Annotated in this window: 13 protein-coding genes; 3 read left to right on the top strand and 10 right to left on the bottom strand. The window is 37.5% G+C overall.

Features of this window, described 5'->3' with window-relative positions; all coding sequences use genetic code 11:
* Nucleotides 1–76 precede the first annotated feature (76 nt).
* Both B9Y87_RS03810 and B9Y87_RS03805 read left to right on the top strand, forming a co-directional pair.
* Nucleotides 77–907: a nuclease-related domain-containing protein gene (locus tag B9Y87_RS03810; RefSeq protein ID WP_085496279.1), complete on the top strand. Its 831-nt coding sequence runs from the start codon at nt 77–79 to the stop codon at nt 905–907.
* Nucleotides 908–910: 3 nt separating this feature from the next.
* A complete protein-coding gene (locus B9Y87_RS03805; RefSeq protein ID WP_085496277.1) occupies nt 911–1,186 on the top strand; it encodes a hypothetical protein in 276 nt (91 codons plus the stop codon).
* Between the two features lie 367 nt (nt 1,187–1,553).
* Here the strand turns inward: B9Y87_RS03805 and B9Y87_RS03800 are convergent, their stop codons facing one another.
* The 10 genes from B9Y87_RS03800 to B9Y87_RS03745 all read right to left on the bottom strand — a co-directional run bounded on the left by B9Y87_RS03800 (nt 1,554) and on the right by B9Y87_RS03745 (nt 16,357).
* Entirely contained in the window at nt 1,554–2,156 is a 603-nt protein-coding gene (locus B9Y87_RS03800) for a hypothetical protein (protein WP_139827128.1), read from the bottom strand.
* 580 nt (nt 2,157–2,736) lie between these two features.
* On the bottom strand, nt 2,737–3,675 hold the full coding sequence (locus B9Y87_RS03795; protein ID WP_111622090.1) for an alpha/beta hydrolase: 939 nt from the start codon (nt 3,673–3,675) through the stop codon (nt 2,737–2,739).
* 114 nt (nt 3,676–3,789) lie between these two features.
* On the bottom strand, nt 3,790–4,353 hold the full coding sequence (locus tag B9Y87_RS03790; RefSeq protein ID WP_085496272.1) for a helix-turn-helix domain-containing protein: 564 nt from the start codon (nt 4,351–4,353) through the stop codon (nt 3,790–3,792).
* Between the two features lie 588 nt (nt 4,354–4,941).
* The gene (locus tag B9Y87_RS03785) at nt 4,942–7,671 is read right to left on the bottom strand and encodes a hypothetical protein (RefSeq protein ID WP_085496271.1); all 2,730 of its coding nucleotides are present in this window, start codon (nt 7,669–7,671) and stop codon (nt 4,942–4,944) included.
* A 189-nt stretch (nt 7,672–7,860) separates the two neighbouring features.
* Entirely contained in the window at nt 7,861–8,757 is an 897-nt protein-coding gene (gene lepB, locus B9Y87_RS03780) for a signal peptidase I (RefSeq protein ID WP_085496269.1), read from the bottom strand.
* Nucleotides 8,758–8,829: 72 nt separating this feature from the next.
* Nucleotides 8,830–10,521: an O-antigen ligase family protein gene (locus B9Y87_RS03775; RefSeq protein ID WP_085496267.1), complete on the bottom strand. Its 1,692-nt coding sequence runs from the start codon at nt 10,519–10,521 to the stop codon at nt 8,830–8,832.
* Nucleotides 10,522–10,874: 353 nt separating this feature from the next.
* The gene (locus tag B9Y87_RS03770; protein WP_085496264.1) at nt 10,875–13,082 is read right to left on the bottom strand and encodes a hypothetical protein; all 2,208 of its coding nucleotides are present in this window, start codon (nt 13,080–13,082) and stop codon (nt 10,875–10,877) included.
* Nucleotides 13,083–13,181: 99 nt separating this feature from the next.
* Nucleotides 13,182–13,622 carry a DUF1573 domain-containing protein gene (locus B9Y87_RS03765; RefSeq protein WP_085496262.1) on the bottom strand — a complete coding sequence of 147 codons (441 nt, stop codon included), beginning with the start codon at nt 13,620–13,622 and terminating at the stop codon, nt 13,182–13,184.
* Between the two features lie 34 nt (nt 13,623–13,656).
* The gene (locus B9Y87_RS03760) at nt 13,657–14,829 is read right to left on the bottom strand and encodes a BF3164 family lipoprotein (protein ID WP_176225580.1); all 1,173 of its coding nucleotides are present in this window, start codon (nt 14,827–14,829) and stop codon (nt 13,657–13,659) included.
* Between the two features lie 1,306 nt (nt 14,830–16,135).
* Nucleotides 16,136–16,357, bottom strand: coding sequence for a hypothetical protein (locus B9Y87_RS03745; RefSeq protein WP_085496254.1), 222 nt, complete (start codon nt 16,355–16,357; stop codon nt 16,136–16,138).
* Between the two features lie 276 nt (nt 16,358–16,633).
* On the opposite strand from B9Y87_RS03745, the gene B9Y87_RS03740 reads away from it, so the two are divergent.
* On the top strand, nt 16,634–17,746 hold the full coding sequence (locus B9Y87_RS03740) for an ISAs1 family transposase (RefSeq protein WP_085496657.1): 1,113 nt from the start codon (nt 16,634–16,636) through the stop codon (nt 17,744–17,746).
* Nucleotides 17,747–18,373 lie beyond the last annotated feature (627 nt).

Raw genomic sequence — 18,373 nt, 5'->3', positions numbered from 1 at the left:
AAAAAGGGCGTGGGGATCCATTCGGCAAGCAGCATTGCATAACCATCCACACGCTACTGTCGGTAATTTACTTGTCATGACGGTCATCCACGGGCAAATAGGGACTTTAAAACAGATCAGGAAAACATTGGACGTCCATGGGATCAGTAGGTTCAATTCTACTGCCGACATCAATAGGTTCCTTAAAAACTTCGACAATGAAAGAGAGGAACTCTTCTTTAAGATCGAGCGCGATTTTGATCTGGAACTGGACAAAATGCAGGCCCAGGGGTACCACCTGGAAAAAGATTTTGATCTTTTAAAGACCACTGCCAAAGCTAATCTCAAAAACTATATAAGACGGCTGCATTCCAAATGTGACGTCTTAAGAAAACCTGCCAAGAATGCAGTTATGGAACTGCTATATTGGTATGGGTTACAATTCCTCCTCCTTATAAAGTACATCCTAGAAAAAAACTTTGACCGCATTGTAGGTCTGCGGGTACGTGGGAGTAAAAAACGGCTGGAAGTGGTCCTAAAGGCCATCAATGGGTATAGTGCCGATCGGCATGCCCTGATTTCCACACGTTGCGATGATCAATTTAGGAAGCTTCTCCATATGCGTTCGGTGGCCACCGATCTATTGCCCATGATTGCAGGGGCCGTTGGGGAAGATATGGTGGTAGGGGAACTGAAAAAATTATCCGGCAACCAGGTGTTGATCAATGATTTTTCCATTGTATTTGAAAACCCCCGCTATCATAAACAAACTAATTCGCGCATTCGTAGTATCCAAATAGACCACTTACTGATCAATACTTCCGGTATCTTTATCATCGAGACCAAAAATTGGAGCAAGGCATCCATTGCAAGCTTGGACCTTTGGTCCCCTTTACAACAGGTGCAAAGGGCAAATTTTGCGCTCTAAACCATGCTCCATGGTCATAGTACAAACACGGATCGTCTTCTAAGGGAGCACCATTGGGGAACCAAAAAAGTTCCCATTAGGAATATTTTGGCGATGATCCGTCACAGGCCCAGGGAAAAGTTCAGCAATGTCGCCGTAAAAACCCTCCAGGAACTCAATGCCTATATTGGGTATCATGAGCCCATTTTTGCGCCCGATGAGGTCCACCGGATTGCCGAATACCTACTAAAGATCAACAATAAAGGGTGTTTCACTTTCCCCGCGGGCAACCGAAAGTGATGTGTGCCCACCTAAATATGACATCGAACTCCATGCCTAAAAAGCCGCCGCCAAGCCTACTTGGAAGCGCAGCCTATAATCATGCAAAGAGGATCGGTAAGGACGATTGTTAAAACGCTAGTGCCCATGGGGGAAACTGGGGGATGGGTTTAGTTAACTGGGTGTTTTATTTCCATTCCTGTTTTAAGATACTATACACATAAGTTCCTGCACTTTCTCCATAGGATTGAACATTATAATTTCTCAACAATCCTTCTTTGACAGCTCCGAGTTGGTCTTTTCCATTTCGTTTTTTAATTCCACCCTAGTAAAAAATCCGGCAACGCAACAGTTGCATCCGAGTAAAAAGTCCATCGTACGGTTTGCATTATTTCAGCTGATTCTTCTTGTATTTTTGGATAAGTTTTTCCGCCCCTTTTAGCATAATCATATGTGAACTCGGATTTATTGTAGGTAAATTTTTATCATCAGGAAAAATAGGGTCTTGATGTTCCGTCTTTCCATAAACCTGAGAAGAAGAGATTAAAATTTGTGAATTTAAGTCATATATTGAAATTGAAACAGAAGCGCTATTACTGGAATTTTCTATTTGATTCGGGAAAGATATAGAACCAGCACCGTCACTAATAACATTTCCTCCAATATTGATAATGTAATCACAACCAGTGTCTCTTTTTAATTCTTTCAAATCCGAGTCCGATAAATCAAATTTAATTTTTGGTGCCACCAGTTTGGTACTTCGCAAATCGTTCATTTCAATCAAAGAGTCCCCAAGAATTTTTTTGAAATCTTTAAGTGAATGGTGATAGAGTTCAGTATCGAATATTTTCGAGTTTGATTGTGTTCTGTTGAGAATCCATTTCCCATTGCTAAAGTCCAATTGCTTTCCGGTATCGAAGAAATAATTGTATTTCGCACCGGCACAAGAATAAAGGGTAGAAATTATGAGTATTAAGTATATTTTTTTCATTGAAAATTTATATGCCATAATAGTTGGCAACATTATAGGATTAAATAATGTAAGACAAGGGCGCAGTTTTTTTGGTTCGCCGTTGAATTTTGAGATTTCGGTTTTGCGCTATCCTAGTGTCAAGTCAACGTTTAAATGACGGGTAAGGAATGATGGATCTTGAGTTGGGCCAAGGCGCAAAAAACGCACATAGCCGCCCGCGTGTCGCAGAAGCTTTAGCGGAGGCACTAGCTACGTAAGGATTTTTGCAACGCAGGAGCGGCTCAAGAGACACTTTAAATTACCCGTAGGTTTAGGCTTGACTGGACACTAACTATTGATTTGGATCCTTTTTATTTCTTACCAATTTAGGGAATTTTGGTTTGTGTATGGAGGATTTTTCTTTGCTTTCCTTAAGTGGTAATGATTAAATAGGAATGGCTGGCATTAATAACCGGGATATATTATTAACTGGCAGGCCACTTGGTAAGGGGAAACTAGGCTAAGGTTCAGTCAACACGGCGTTCATGTTTGGCTCCCGCAAATTTCGCGGGACAGGCCGTACCGACCACACGAACGCTTAGATATCAGCTGTAGTTATTTATTTTTCTTTGATATTGCTATTATAGTTTTCAATAATCAGTTTTGCTACCAATTCTGGATTTTGATAATATATGCCGTGGCTGTATTTTGGCAACAAAATAATTCTACTGTTATCATTGTCCTTTATCAAATCCGTGAAATGCTGTATTCTCAAATTATCGTATTCTTTCCACCAAGGCTTGAAATTAATTCCTAGATTAAGGTTCTTATTTAATTCTTCGTCTGGTTGTTCGATAGGTTTGTTATATGAAATAATTACCGTTGCAGCAATATTCCTATTCAATTCAGGTAAGTGTTGATATTCTTGAAAGTAACCCGATACACTAGATTTCAAAGCCCTTGTGGCATCATTCCTTGCTCCTTGGCCAAAACTATCATTTTCGGACATCATTTTCTGAATTAACAAAGACGTTTCCCGATAACCAGTAGCACTTTTAGATTTTATTCTTGCTTCTTCATCCTCTTCAACAGTCAACATAAAGTCGGTTGGGTCCGAAAAAACGAGCCCACAAACTTCGTTTGGGAACTTAGATGCGAATAATCTTATGTACGGTCCACCTATGGAATGCCCAACCAATAAATATGGTGGTTCAATGTTCAAGGTTGTTAATAAATTATGTAGTCGATCGGCAAGTTGAGAATCAGATGTTATTTCAGTATCTAGCTCTGATTTTCCAACTCCATTTCTAGCGTATTGAATACCCGAAATATTACTAGGTAGAAAAGGAAGAATAGGGCCAAAAGTTCCGCCACCTAATCCCGTTTCGAAAACAAGAATTGGTTCCCCTTTTTTTCTGTTTTCAATATTGAAGGATTTGTACGCTATTCTTTTGCCATCGACAACAACTAATTCGTTATCGTTATTTTGAGCATGATTTGACGGATTTAAGGCAATTACAAATAAAATGCTCAGAATTATTTTAAGTTCACTTCTCATATTTAGTGATTCAGATGTTTGTATTTTCTCCTGATGCAAAATTATTGGAGTAAATAGGAGAGAATTGAAAAAGACGTATGTCATTTTTACGCCATCTGTATGACAATGTAGGATTTAAAGAACATTTGGGACGAAGCTTAATACTTCCTTTTCTTTATTTATCTGAACTGATATATGTATTGTAATGATGATATTTGCTAACCCATAAGTTAAATAAGAGACTATTAAAATTATAGGAAATCCTCCATACCCTTTTCCTGCTAACAGGAATAGAATAACTAGGAAAAAAGGTAGTGCTAACATACTTAAAATTTGAAAATTCAAAATTTTCTTTCCAATAGTATTCATCTTTCTATCATTTCTATTCTTGAAAAATATAATTGATGGGAAAATAATATTACCAAATGGGATTACCAACATTGTTAAAACACTAAAATTCATAAGTTTCAATGTTTTTATGTTGTTTTTTACAAATAATTTGGGGTTACCTTCATCATGAAATATATCTGAGCTTTCAATGGATAAAGTTTTCGCTAAAGTTTTGAGGGTATGAGAACTTCCCGTTGACAATCCTTTTTCGATTCGCTGAATAGTTCTAATGGATATTCCAGAAGACTTTGATAACTCTTCTTGAGTCAGGTTTTTAAGTCTTCTATGCTCCTTTAAGCTATTCTTCATTGTGGTTTTCAAATTACCGTTAACATTATAGGATTAAATCAGGTAAGCCAAGGGCGCAGTTCTTTAATGTAACTATGCGGTCTCGGTTTTGCGCTATCCTTGCTACAGGGATTGGATCCTTTTTATTTTTTCCAATTTAGGGATTTTTAGTCAATAATATGCAAAGAGGTTGGACAGGAGCGGTGTTTGGCCAGCCAATTTAAGGGAAGGCACGAGCCAGTGGGGAATTTTATTTGTTTTCTTTAAAGTGGTACAATTTAAAACGGGATGGCTGGCACTGATGCATTAAAGAAAGCCTGTAAAGCGGTTTAAATAAGCTGGATTTTCTAAAAATTAGGACTTGTACAACGGCTGCCCGTGTTGGTTTTGTTGAAAGCTGGTTTGCAAAGGCCTCCAAAAATATCCGGTTACTTGCTGACCTAAAAAGAGAAACTGCCTTAAAAGGGAGTTATAGAAGTTTGTTTTTTTTATAATTTATTTGCTTGTGCAACGGTTACGTTCGTTTTATGGGACTTTAAAAAACTAGAATTTAACGTCTCACCAAACGCAGTTTCTTTTAACGAGGTGATGTACTTCATTTATTTGAACTCACTTTTCTGATACAACATAATGCTTCTTTCCATAACCGACGCGCCCGTCCCTTGAAATAGCCTCTACAACAATTATATAGTCGCCCGGAACGTCTCCATTATAAAAACGAGCCGATGCGCTTCCTGACTTATCAGTGCTCAGATGGGGTTGCCAGTGGATAAGTGCCCTAAGATCCGGCTTTTGTTCTTTGGTGGGAATCGGACTGTCGTATTTTGGGGTGTAGAATTCCATGACCGGGGAAAAGACCTCGACAGACGTATTAAAGGTGCCAGGTGTCGGCCTTATGGAAGTATTGATACCTAAACCGCCTTTGGTAACCACAGAAATGATATGTCCAAGAGATGGCGTATTCATGGGACTTACCTCTGGAAAAACACTCTGGTACAAGCTCCTAAAGGAACTGGCGTACTGGATAAGTTCTACCCGCTCTATAATTTCGGGGGACATATTGGACACCTGACCATATTGGTGTTTGTCAAGCGGTTTACCGTCGACGATCAATAAAGTCCCCTCCTTTTTTGGATTTCCCGGTACGATACCGCGTCCGGATTGATATCTTACGGCTCCATACTGTCCCGCTCTGACATGCGCAAGCATAAACCCGTCGCTATATTTTTCAATAAATACCTGATCTCCGTAATTGAAAAGAAGGATACTGTATAGCCCATAGGACCATTTTTTCTCCTTTGCCCTTAAATCATCTCCATTGACGATCCCATCTGGTTCTCCGTATTTGTCGTAAAGTTTTTTGCGCTCGGGACTTAAGAGGTTGTCGGTAACAATCACCTCGTCCAGTTGCGTAACCCCATAGAGGGAATCTAATATGGCTTCTGTTCGGACACGTTCCATTCCCGCCACGGCCACACTTCTGATCAGGGTATCCAGTTGACGAAAGGCCGGCCTACGATCATAGGTTACTTTTGGAGGCTTTGGGTTATTCAAATTGATCCTATAATCAAGTTTATTCCCCTTTTTTCCATCATCTACCGTAAGTAGGACCCGCATGGGTGGGCCATAGGTATCCTCCATCATGAACCTGAAGTTACCCAGACTATCGGTGGTTCCTGAGTAGAAGACCGGTGACTTTGAGAAGGAAGATAAGGTAAGCCCCACGCCTTCCTTAGAGAGTTTGCTCCTTCCGGGGGCCTGTACCGAGCCCCTGACCTCGAGGCGAGACTGAGGCCAATAAAGGGTCTTCTCGATGCGTTTTGCAGGATATTTGTAACGGCGCCAGCCCTGGGAGAGCATAAGGGCGTCGAGGTCCTGGGCACGTCCGGTATTCTGGGAATTAAAGTAGTAATCGGGATCCTCGATCGTTCCCCGCAGTTCCGAACTTAAAAGAAAGTAGGATTTAATGTTCCCAAACGTATGCTGGCCCTGTACTGAATTGATGGCCAAAACGGACAATTCTACGGGGCCCTGAACGGAATCTTGTCCCGTGATAAGGATATCCAATTGGGTAGGTTGGCGCCGTGCATACGTTTCCCTGTCCGTAGCCAGGTCCACCTTCAAATGGTCTTCGGTCTTTTCATTGAAGAACAGCCGCTCCGCAACGGTATTTTTGTTCTGGTCCATCAGGGTAAAGACGAGTATGCCCTCTGGCAATGCCTCCGATAAAAGGCTCTTGGACAGATATCCGTCTCGCAACGGACCCTCTATCATAATAAGATCCTGCCCCCGGCAAGAGACCTTGATATACACATTGCCGGAAAGGACATTTGAGTATACCCCCGCCCAAATATTTTTGCCAGTTCGTTGAACAGAGATAATACTTCCATTGGATGCCGATTTGGGCAAAGGGAATTTTACGATGGTTTTCGGTCCGTTCGTGGAACGAATTTCGGCATGGTAGGTACGGGAACTTTCGGCGTAAATTGAAAAATAGCCCATTCCCAAACGGTTTGACACAAAATCAATGATATGTTTCCCCCTGTCGTCGAAAACGGTTCCCTGGACCCTGCTTCCCTTGCCGTCGATGCCTATGGCCTTGTACGCTATCTTGTTGCTGTACCCCTCAATTAACGTACCGCTTTCAGGAAAGAATTGCAGGTCTACCTCGTTTTGATCCAGGACGACCGTTTCGGATAGCCCCTCTACTGTCACGGTCACCCAGCTAGGGTCTTCCAGCATCTCGTATTCAAATGCATAAGCTCCATGGCCATTTCTTTTTATAAGCAGGGTGTCGCTCCCCTTATCTCTTTCTATGGCGACCTGTACCTGCTTGGCCCCGGTCGATTCTATGGCGTCTGACCTAACCTTAGCGCTCAAAAGGAACCGCCCGTCACCTACTTTCTCCAGTTTTAGGGAATCCAATAATTTCGGGTTGTTTGAGGGCCAAGGAGCTACAATGTCCACGTAGCGCTTATAAATGAAATCATCCCCAAAGTTTCTGTTCCATTGGGTATAGGCCTGTACCAGATAGCGGCCCTCCGGCAAGCCCTTTTCGGGTTCAAAAGACCCCCTCCCTACCCCTTTGGACAACTTGACCAATTTACGCGACACGATTTTCCCGTCTGGACCAATCAATTCAACATGAAGTACACCGCTAATTTCCGTGAAACGGTGGGAAATTGCATCGGTTACGATGGCCTTGAACCAGATAGTTTGGTCGGTAGCGAACACTTCGGAGGCAAGCTGCAAATAGATCTTTTCGGGCGACCACCTATCTTGTGAAAAAACGGAGGTTGAAATCGACAATAATAGCAGAATGATAAACTTTCTTGACATTTTTATTTCGAATAGTAAACTTCTAACCAAACGCACACTTTAATATCTAGATATCTAGAGTTTGTACTTAAGTTAGTCATTTGAATTTATTTAAAATGAAATACCATCCTATTGGAAGGTATTAATGCTTTAAAAAATTTACTCTTTAAACATTAGCGACCTAAATACTTAAAGAAGAGAAAGCTTGTTTTATATTTTGAATATTACTTTTCCGATAATATTCTTTTGGGCAACAGGGCCAAATGACCTAGAGTCAATAGACTTGTTTCTGTTGTCCCCAATCATAAAATAGTAATCGTTTTTGAAAATATAAAATTCACTTTCTTTATTATCATAATAAAAAGAACATTCTTCTCCAATTTCACCCCCTTCTTCCCATTCCATAATATCACGATAATCCTTTATTTTGTTTGACTCAAAGCTAATCTTTAATCCTTTGTAGGGAATTACAAATTTATCCATGTTGTTTTCCGAATAGGGTGGGAATTGAATCATTGAGTTATTATGTTTGGCGTCTGGCTCGATTGCCCCGATCGAATCGACGCTTTTACAACCCATAAGCAATTTTTCCTGGTTCAAATCAAGATTGATTATAACGTAACCGGAATATTTCTGTATAATACTGCTTGAGTCCTTATTCATACACTCTTTTAAGTCATTAAAATTTCGGTACCAAACCTTTCGAAAATGACACGAGGTACGGGGAGGGTGTGCGTATCGCCCATTAATAAAAATATCCGTGTCTTTTATTTCAATTATGTCACCTGGCAGACCAACACATCTCTTCACGTATATCGTTGATTCTTTACCTACGCTGAAGACTAAAAGATCGTTTATTTTTGGTTTTTGCTTAAATTTCAGCTCTTTTAAGATTTTTGCTAGGGGGCTGCCGTAAAAAATCTTGCTAACAATTATAAAATCGTTTTTTTGTAAGGTGTTCTCCATCGAAGAACTTGGTATATGGAAAACATCAAAAAAAAATAACCTTAAAACAATCGTACTCAAAAAAAACCAAAATAAGACATTTAATAGCTTAAGAAAAAAAAAGCGAGCTATCTTTAGTCGTAAATTCAAACGCTTTTCCATAATTACAGTTATAATGATTTCATTTTTAATTGATTGTGCCTGCCGCAACCATAAACAACAGGTATTGTCGAATCAATCAACATAGTTCACACCTTGAAGTTTTAGAAAATTTTTTGCTCCATTTATTATTTCAAACGTTGTCTCGGAAGGAACTGTAACCTTTAAATTCAATATTCTATTAGCAACATTCACAGCATTTTCCATTTGATTGTTGTCGGAATACATTTTAAGCAATAAGTAATGGCTCCTAAAACTTCCTGGAACCATATTAATGGAACGTTGATAACATATTTCAGCATTTTTGTAATCTTCTATTTCCTTATAGCAATTCCCCAACACATTTTCTATTACGGAATTATTAGAATAATTCTTGGCTTTGCTCAATATATTAATGGCAGCATATGTATCCTTTGCACTATATAAAGCCAGACCATAGTCGGTAAGGAACTTCCCGTCGGTATCAAAAAACGGGTATATTAACCTGTAACCCTTAACTGCCAAATTAAAATCTTTATCCAAATAATTTTCGTGGGAATTATTCCAAACATAATAAGCTTTTGCTAGTTTCAGTGTCTTATAAAACAGTAAGCAAGAGATAGATAGACTAATCAATAGTATGTAAAATGATCTTGATTTTGATTTATTTTGGGGTTTAAAACGGTTGCAAAAGGAACTAGCCTGGTTTGCAGATAAAATTGCCACGTAAAGGATTAACACCAATTTAATAGGCAGAATTTTAGAAGGATACGAGAATAGTGAGAAGATAATTATCGACAAAATTCCGGCCATTGCCATCTCGTACAATGGTTCATTTTCTTTTAAAGTCCCTCTTCTAATAATTAAAAAATATAGCACTAGCAACAAAATTGACAATCCTAATATTCCATTTTCTACGGAAAACTGTAATGGTTCGTTAAAGGCATAAGCTGTATTCCCTGCCCTTAGCGCCATTTTTATGTTATTGTGTTTTTCAAAATATTCTGACTGATAAAGCATATAGTTACTATGGAACCTGTCATAGCCAAAACCCATAACAGGCCTATCTTTCAACATTTCCACAGTAGTTTTCAATATCAACAACCTCCCTTCAGTTGACCCTTTTTTAAAATTATATATAAAAATAATGGAAGTAATCATGCAACATATTGCCCCCAAAACCAACAAAACCTTTACAACCCTTTTCTTTGTGTTTTTTTCAAAAAAGGACTGAATATTCTTGCGATAGATATATCCTACAGTAAAGAAAATAACAATAAAGGCGGCTCTCGATCTTAATGCAGGAATTATTGTCACACACCCAATAATGTTTAAAACAACAGCAAAGTGAACGATTGCTTTTCGTATATTAATATATTTTTTCCCATCTTCAATTAGGAAATTACCATTCTTTAAGAACTGTAGGCCAATTGGAAAAACGGCTACCAAGTAACCACTGTAGGGGCCACTGTTAAAAAAACCACCTGTTACCTTTAAAACCGAACTGTTAGATTCTATCAAGCCGTATAATTGTAACCATCCTATAATGATTTGGATATTGGCACCGATAATGGCCGCAATAAGTAGCCAAGAATGATGTTTAGGTGTAAGCGATTTTATCACAAAATACAATGCCAGCAACCCCAGCAATTCGTAGAACCTTATTGAAAAACCGTAAGTGGGTTGAAAAAAATATCTATTGAACGTTATATAAACCACGAGTAGAAGAATTGAAATATCTATCCGGCCAATAGAAAAGGATTCATCAGAAACTTTCAGCTTTCCCAAAAATAAGCAGACGATTAATAGGGTTGCGAGTAAGAATATAATAAATTTTCCGGTCACTGGGGAGCGTCGAAATGGCAAGAAATCAATCGATGGCAAAAATACGTATAGAGAGAATAACAACAGCACTATCAATAAGTTAATACTATGTTCTAATCTTAATATTCTAATTTTGGTACAATCTATCTTAAGTGTCATTTCAATGTCCTTTTGCAAAATAACTTTCAGGATTCAAGGGGCTAAGGCTTTTTCAAATTTTATAGAAAGTGAGTATTACAATAATCGGAAATTATCCACATCTCCATATAGTCCATGTAAAATGAAAAAAATATTCACAAACTCCGAAACCTGTTAAACTAACGTTCGTTTACGAATATTTGCTTACCGTCCCTATAAACAAAGGGTAATTCTTCCTTACCGTGGTCCTTGTTTCTTAACCAGTATATCGTATTCTCGGGTACATTCTCAAATTTTAAAAAGTTATACTCTGCAATTTTGGAGCCTCCACTTTTCCATCTCTTATCGTAATATAAAAGCTCGTAATTATCCCCAATCACTATTCCATTGTTGGCATTTCTGGGGGCAAACCTTACTTGTGAAATGTGCTGAGGGCTTCCAAAATCGATACCTATGGAAAAAGTTGTAACGTATGTTTCTAGGTTGCCATCCAAGGCCCGCTCTACATCTTGGCTTGAAGGTAAAAGGTTACCATTCAATTTTGTATAAAGACCAACATCCACGTTTCTTAATTTTTCCTCAGACAAGATAGAAGGTTCCGACCCTTTGACAATATTCATGTTTTGATTTACTGAAGAGAACACCTCAAAAGTTGCAATATTAAGCGGTTTACCATTACTAATACACCTCACATACCTAAATTTCTTTTTTGTCGAAATAGGTAAGGCTTTCACTGAAAAATCCAAAATGTCTGATGAGCCAATGGAATAGAGGTCTATTGCATCCGAAAAATCCGCGCTGTTGGCCCCTTGTATTTTGGAGCCAATCATATCCTTCATGAACTCAATTAAATGGTATTTCAAGGGAAATTTACGAGTAAGTCGTAAGGTAATCGGATTGTTGTTGGGAGCTATTTCCATAACCTTTCTGTCGAAATCGATATGTAATGGGTTGGAGATTGGAATGAACCCATTGGAATCATAGATACCAACAATATAAGTTGCATTTACAGGAACTTTTTCAAAATTGATTTTTTTACGGTCATAATCAATCTCTCCCCAGGCAATGGGCTTCCAGCCTCTAGGGCTAAATATCGCCAAATAGCCCAATTTTCTATTGGTACTATCCTTCTTAAACTTGTAGGGAACTGAAAAGGTGGTAACCTTGTGGTATTCCTCGGTTACATCCTTCATATATGGGTTTTTGAATGTATTCGGGACGTATTCATTAATGCTGGCCAATGTTCTTGGGCACCTCTGTTTGACATACATATTTCTGTACATTTTGGATAATTCGTTTTGATGCCTGTAATCACCTAACTGTTGCCATTTAGGGGAATAATGGTGATAAATTCCTGAAGTATCCCGTACCGATACCCCATAATGTATTTTGTCCCTGTTAAAGTAACCCGAAGTATAGTCCAAATAAGCGGGAACGCCACATGCGTTTAATACCCTTACTGTCCATTCGGAATGTCGGTCGCAATCGAACTTATAAAACTGTAAAATATCGTAAAACCCTAAATTTCCGATTTTATGGCCATTGTCCTCGAAAACATCGAGACAATAGGTGGCAAAATTTAAGCGTCTCACGGTATTAGCAAGGTTTAAAGAATCATTAGAATGAACAATACCGTAAAAATAATTATTAATATAACTGGAATATGTATCCACAGATTCATTCATGCTCCTATATGTCAACAAGGTGTTCTTGAACTCGTTATAACTCAAATCCCTTGCAAAAGGGGACTTCTTCCAACAGGAAAACGCATTATCAATATGGTCAATCAACCAGTTGCAGGAGATATTTTTCAAATCGGGATAAATTCCGTTGGTTTGATTTTCCGTTTGGATATTGAATAGCAATTCCTTGCCAATACTATCTACAAAGTGCTCAAAATGTACAACTTTTTTTCTATGGAATTTTACGTCAACAGTATCAGGGTAAGTTCTTTTTATCAGGGAATCTACAAAGCCCTTTGTCGGAGCGAAATCCTTTGTGTCTAGAATATTATGAAGATAATCTGCAAACCGGAAAAGTGAAGTATCTGCCTCATGAAAGAAGATTACTTTGGTAAGCGAGTCAATTTTTTTAAATGATTCTTTTACTAAATCTGGGTAGGACTCAATCCTTTTTGATGAAAAATGACCCTTCATATTAGATATAAGAAAACAGGCCGCCCTATATTTTAAACTGTCTTGTGGATACTTTTTATAATGATCTAGCACTTTAATCAATTCCATTTTATTTTCCCCCGCTTTTTCTAAAGAGGAAAGCACACCTTTCGGATATGGATATCTTCTTAAATCCACACAATTATAGAATAGGAGAAGAAAAAATACCAATATTTGTAGATTTACCAAAAGAACAAATAATCTTTTACTCATTGGAAACAAAATAGAATATGAAGTGGAATAGCCCTTATGCTTAATAAATGTAACAAGCCAACAATCATTGGTTCTATAGTACTGTAAAGAGCCAAAGTTTCATTCCACCCTACCATAAAATGTCAATAAAAATGGGGATAATGGTGAATTACTGTTAACAGTCACTACTTTGTTTACAAAACCTTTCATGTGTTCATCACTTACAAAGATGCCAATTATCGAATCAGTCTTTCCAACAGGTAAAGGGCTATCATTAAAATAAGCTACCGTACAGCCACAAGTAGCCTCTGCGTTATAAATTAAAAATGGGTGTTGCCCTACATTCTTATATTTAAAAACCCTTTTAATTGTATCGCCTATCTTAACGGAACCTATATTGATAGTAGTATTTGTAATAAACTCAATCTTAACACTATCGTTTTGCACATTCTTAAATTCCAAATTATATTCATTATTCTTGTCTTTGTGTTTTTGATTACATCCAGTCAATCCAATAAAAAGTAATATTGTCCATAGCAATATTTTGTATTCATTTTCCATTTTCTAAAATAATTAAGTCACTAACTTTTACTGACTAGTTTTCAGATAATACATATTTAATTAATTTGTTAGAGTCCATCATTCCATATAAATGTGTGAAATTTTCTCTGTCGATAGCTATTGTATTCACTTTTCTGTCCAATTTAATTCTATTTACTGGATTCCCTTCCCAATCATAAACCAAGACAATATCGGATATATTGAAGTTTTCATCACTGTCGTTCAACAAAGGGCCACTGTAAAGGGCGAAGATATTTTTATCACTAACCGCAATATTGCGAAAGCCTTTTTTACTGTCCTTCCCTGCAACAATTTTCTTTGAATTTGGTCCTACAAGAAGATTAAAAGTAGGCAGATAGTATACTTTTTGATATTTTTTCTTTAAACGATAATTTTTGTCAACCGATATTATTTGAATTACTGCTCCTTTACCAGAAAAACAAGCAAATTCATGGAAGCTTCCTGGTCTATAGGCTACTCTATTATCCATTCTCATATTTAAATATTTGAAGTACAAAGAATCCTTTTCGCTTTGGGTTTTATTATTTTCATTTCCGGGTACTTCAATACCCGTTGTTAATTTGTTTGTATAGAGGTTCAAAACGCCAAAGGTTTTGTTATCCATATTTGAAGTTAAAAACTTACCGAATAGAATTGAATCGTTCAAGAAATAAGTATTCGAAAAAGTAATTTTTGTTGAATAAAAAATAGGTTTCGGCCTGTATTCAGATTTATTTAATAAACTGTCCCAATTATAGCGAAAGATTTTATGCGGAGAGTTTACCTGGGTAATACTAAAAACTGAATCATTGTTTGCGACACCATTTTCCATTGAAACTGCATTAATATTCATTTCGGATTCTCCATTGCCCGCAAAACCAAACTTCTCTACTAAACGGCCATCTTTTAAATTGACAATACTAAAACCCGCCTCACCTGTATTATCATTAAAAATGGCCAAGGTGTCATAAACTTCGAATTTACGGGGCCGAAATAGTATTGTGTCGCTTTGAAATCGGATTTCCTCACCTACCAGTACAATCTCATTATCTTTAGAAAAATCGTTTAACGGATTATTGTAGTTGTTAGCACAACCCAACAGAACACACGTTGCTAGTATTTTTAAACAGTATATATGTAGAGGCGGATGTATCTTATAAAATCCTTTATAAATATTCCTATAACATGTTCGTAAAATACGTATCATAAAAACAAAGCGCAACTTAAAATAATTAATCATCACAAGGTCGATTATACTAGCATATGTATGTTTTGATTTTTTGTGAATACATCCAAAAAATACTTTTTAGGGTGTTCCGTATCCAATTTTTTCCTTGATCTGTCATCAAGTAATTTAACTACATGACCAATTTGGTTGTTTTGCACGTTGCCCAAAGGTGAATCCTTGGAAAAATACTTTCTCAATAATTTGTTGGTATACTCATTGATGCCCGTTCCCAAGATACTTATGGATATATGAAAAATACATTACAACCGATTTCTTGGCGATTTTCATATGCCCAGAGATCTCCTTACCTTTGTCATTGGATTAATATGGATTCATTCCTTATAAAGTTCTTGTGCATTTACTGTGATCTTGAAGAACTTATCGATTGCATTTCCACCGACATTTTCGACTAACAGTAAGCTGGAGCACCTGTCCAAAATGCACCCTTATGCCCCTTTTCGATGATAAGGTCTTCCTTGAAGTTCCCGACAGTTTTCTTGTTTTCCACAATCGAGAGGAACTTATCTATGGCGACCCTTCCCAGTATGCCCACTATTGTCTTTTCTCAGTATCGTTTATATTTTACGTAAGAATTCCTCAAACTCTTGTAAAGTTTACCTCCAATAGCCTTGTCCTCCCATATCCTTATTTAGATGCGCTCACGACAGACCATATCTATATCCCTCAGACGTGCACTACTTGTTATCACTTAGAGGGACCATTAGTAATTCCAGAGCTTGTCCCATTCATAAAGCTACATCTTGGGCGTAAAACGCTTTTTCACATGTCCTTCCCTCATTCGCTCGTCTACAATTATTTCGGTATCTTTGGTATTGTTAACGCCCCGTCTTCCCTAGTTCCTTTCCTGCTCTTGGGAAAGGGACGACTCGGCAATGGATGCTTTATGAATATATCTATCTTCTTAAGGCCGTTTTTCAACTTCCACTCAACAACAGACCTTTGTTCCAAGGTCATTTGTTTGTAGCTCTTAACACAACTATTTGACTTTTTTGGGGAATTTTTCCTTCGGGGATACCCCCGAAGGAAAACTCCCATCAAAAACTTTCAATAGCAATTGAATCTAAGCCAAATTCCCCTTCTATGATATAATAAATCCAAGAGGCAAAATAACATATCTCCAAAACGTTAAAGCAAATCATACTTGGATACACTTTGAACTACAGTCTATTCATCTGAGATAAATCAATAAAATTTAGCAGAACCCCCTTAACTTGACAACAAATATGATAGTACAAAGTAAAACAATGAATAATCCATGAGACTTTTATATTTCTTCAAAATCATAAAGTGTATACCATTCACCACCACCCTCTTCAATACATGTATCCCAATCACTGTAAACACAAAAGCCAGATGCCTTGGCATCTTTAACCTCTATAACAGAAAAAGAATTTGCCGAACTACTATTAATGTTAACATAATTAACCGCCATCACAACAGCTACTAATAAACCACCTAATAATTTTAAATAATTTTTTGTTTTCATAATTAAAAATTTTTAAAAGATTAATAAAAATTACTTATGTATATACACATTAATAAAATTAGTAGATTATTTATTTAATATACACTATTTCTTACTTTTTTGTAATAAAATATTAACTATAAAAGAAAAAAAAACTTAGGTAATAGCTCAGGGCAAACTCACACTTTCCAATAAATACATCTTCAATAAAATTTCATCCAAATAGATGTAATTCAAGTAAATAAGTGTTGTTTTTTAGGTCGATTATTTGTATATTGTACTGATAATTGATTGTTGTTGAAAACAATCCACAATTTCAAGTCCATTTTCAGCAAGATGGACGACCCCAGGAGCGATATAAACAAGCTTCACAGATTGGACGATATCCTTCTTATTGGTATAATTTCGGTGATCTGTGCCGCGGATACATGGAAAGATATGGAAACATACGCCAGGGCAAAAGAGGATTTTTTACGTTCGTTCCTGGATCTTCCCAATGGCATACCTTCCGATGACACCTTCAACCGTGTATTCTCATCAATAGATCCAGAACAGTTCGAATCCTGCTTTATGGGCTGGGTATCGGGATTGGCCGATCTTACCGATGGCGAGGTTATCCCCATTGATGGCAAAACGCTAAGAGGATCCAGATCCAATGGAAAGAAGTCCCCTTTTCATATGGTAAGTGCCTGGGCCAGTGACAACAACATGGTTTTGGGCCAGGTCAAGGTCTGCGAGAAGTCCAACGAAATTACCGCCATCCCAAAACTCTTGGAGCTTATTGCCATAAAAGACTGTGTAATCACCATAGATGCCATGGGTTGCCAAGAACATATTGCCAAGACCAATGTTGGGCAAGGGGCCGATTACATCTTGGCCGTAAAGGACAATCAAAAGCGGTTGCACCGGGATATCGAAGATGAATTTAGATTTGGCAAAGCTATCGGGACCCATATCCATGACGACCTGGGCCATGGTAGAATAGAGACACGTAGCTGTAGTGTCATCAATACTTTTGACTTTATAGAAAACACGGATAAATGGACCAAATTAAAGAGCATCATAAAAATTGAAAGCATCAGGGAGTTTAAAAATAGTGCAAGATCCAAAGAAACGGCTACCCGATATTATATCTCAAGCTTGGAGAACAGTGCGGAGGCCTTCCAGAAAATGATACGCCTACATTGGGGAATTGAAAATAAATTACATTGGGTATTGGATGTCGCCTTCTCGGAAGATGCATCAAGAAAAAGAGCGGGAAATGCCGCCCAAAACTTCTCGATACTGAGCAAAATTGCCTTAAACCTGTTGAGACAGGACAAACAGACCAAGCAAGGCTTAAAAGGCAAAAGACTTAAAGCGGCCTATGACAATAACTATATGACCAAAATATTAGGAATAAAAGTGTGAGTTTGCCCTGGGTAATAGCTTACATTTAATATGTGCCTAGCAAAAGCTGGAGTATTTTTTCTTTTTTACCTTAAGTGGCACAGATTGAAACGGAATGGGTGGCACTGATAAACGGTTCTTCCCCAAATTTGAGGAAGAACCCATCACTCCGAAATAGCCATATCGCTATTAATTTCAAATTCTTCATATAAATGTTCTTCAATCTCTTTAGAAATAAGACTTAAATAGTTCTTAATACGCTCTATCATTAAACTAGTGGTAATTGATGTTTTGTGTTGAATGGTCTAAATCAAATATATCAAAATTTAACAAGTAATCGTTTACGGAAAACCGTAACATATTTTGGAGAAAATAGTAAAAATAACATTCCACACATATTACACTCCCCTCCTATTGTCGGCTAGCATAAAAAGTGTTCCATTAATTTTTTAGAAGAAACTTTTAGAAGACCACATAATTTTTGAAGATTGATAATCTTAAAAAATTTGTACGAGATGCAGCGAGGGCCTGAGAAAACAAATACCAAATACGCCAGCACACCTCCCGATAGCCATATCGGGACACTCAAAAAAGTAAAGAATCTCAATCTTTACTTTTTATGCCGCACCCAAAGCAAAGTTACATAAC

Source organism: Arenibacter troitsensis, from assembly GCF_900177645.1.
Taxonomy (GTDB): Bacteria; Bacteroidota; Bacteroidia; order Flavobacteriales; family Flavobacteriaceae; genus Arenibacter; species Arenibacter troitsensis.
The sequence above is the reverse complement of the archived record's forward strand: the minus strand, read 5'-3'. Positions and strand labels throughout refer to the sequence as shown.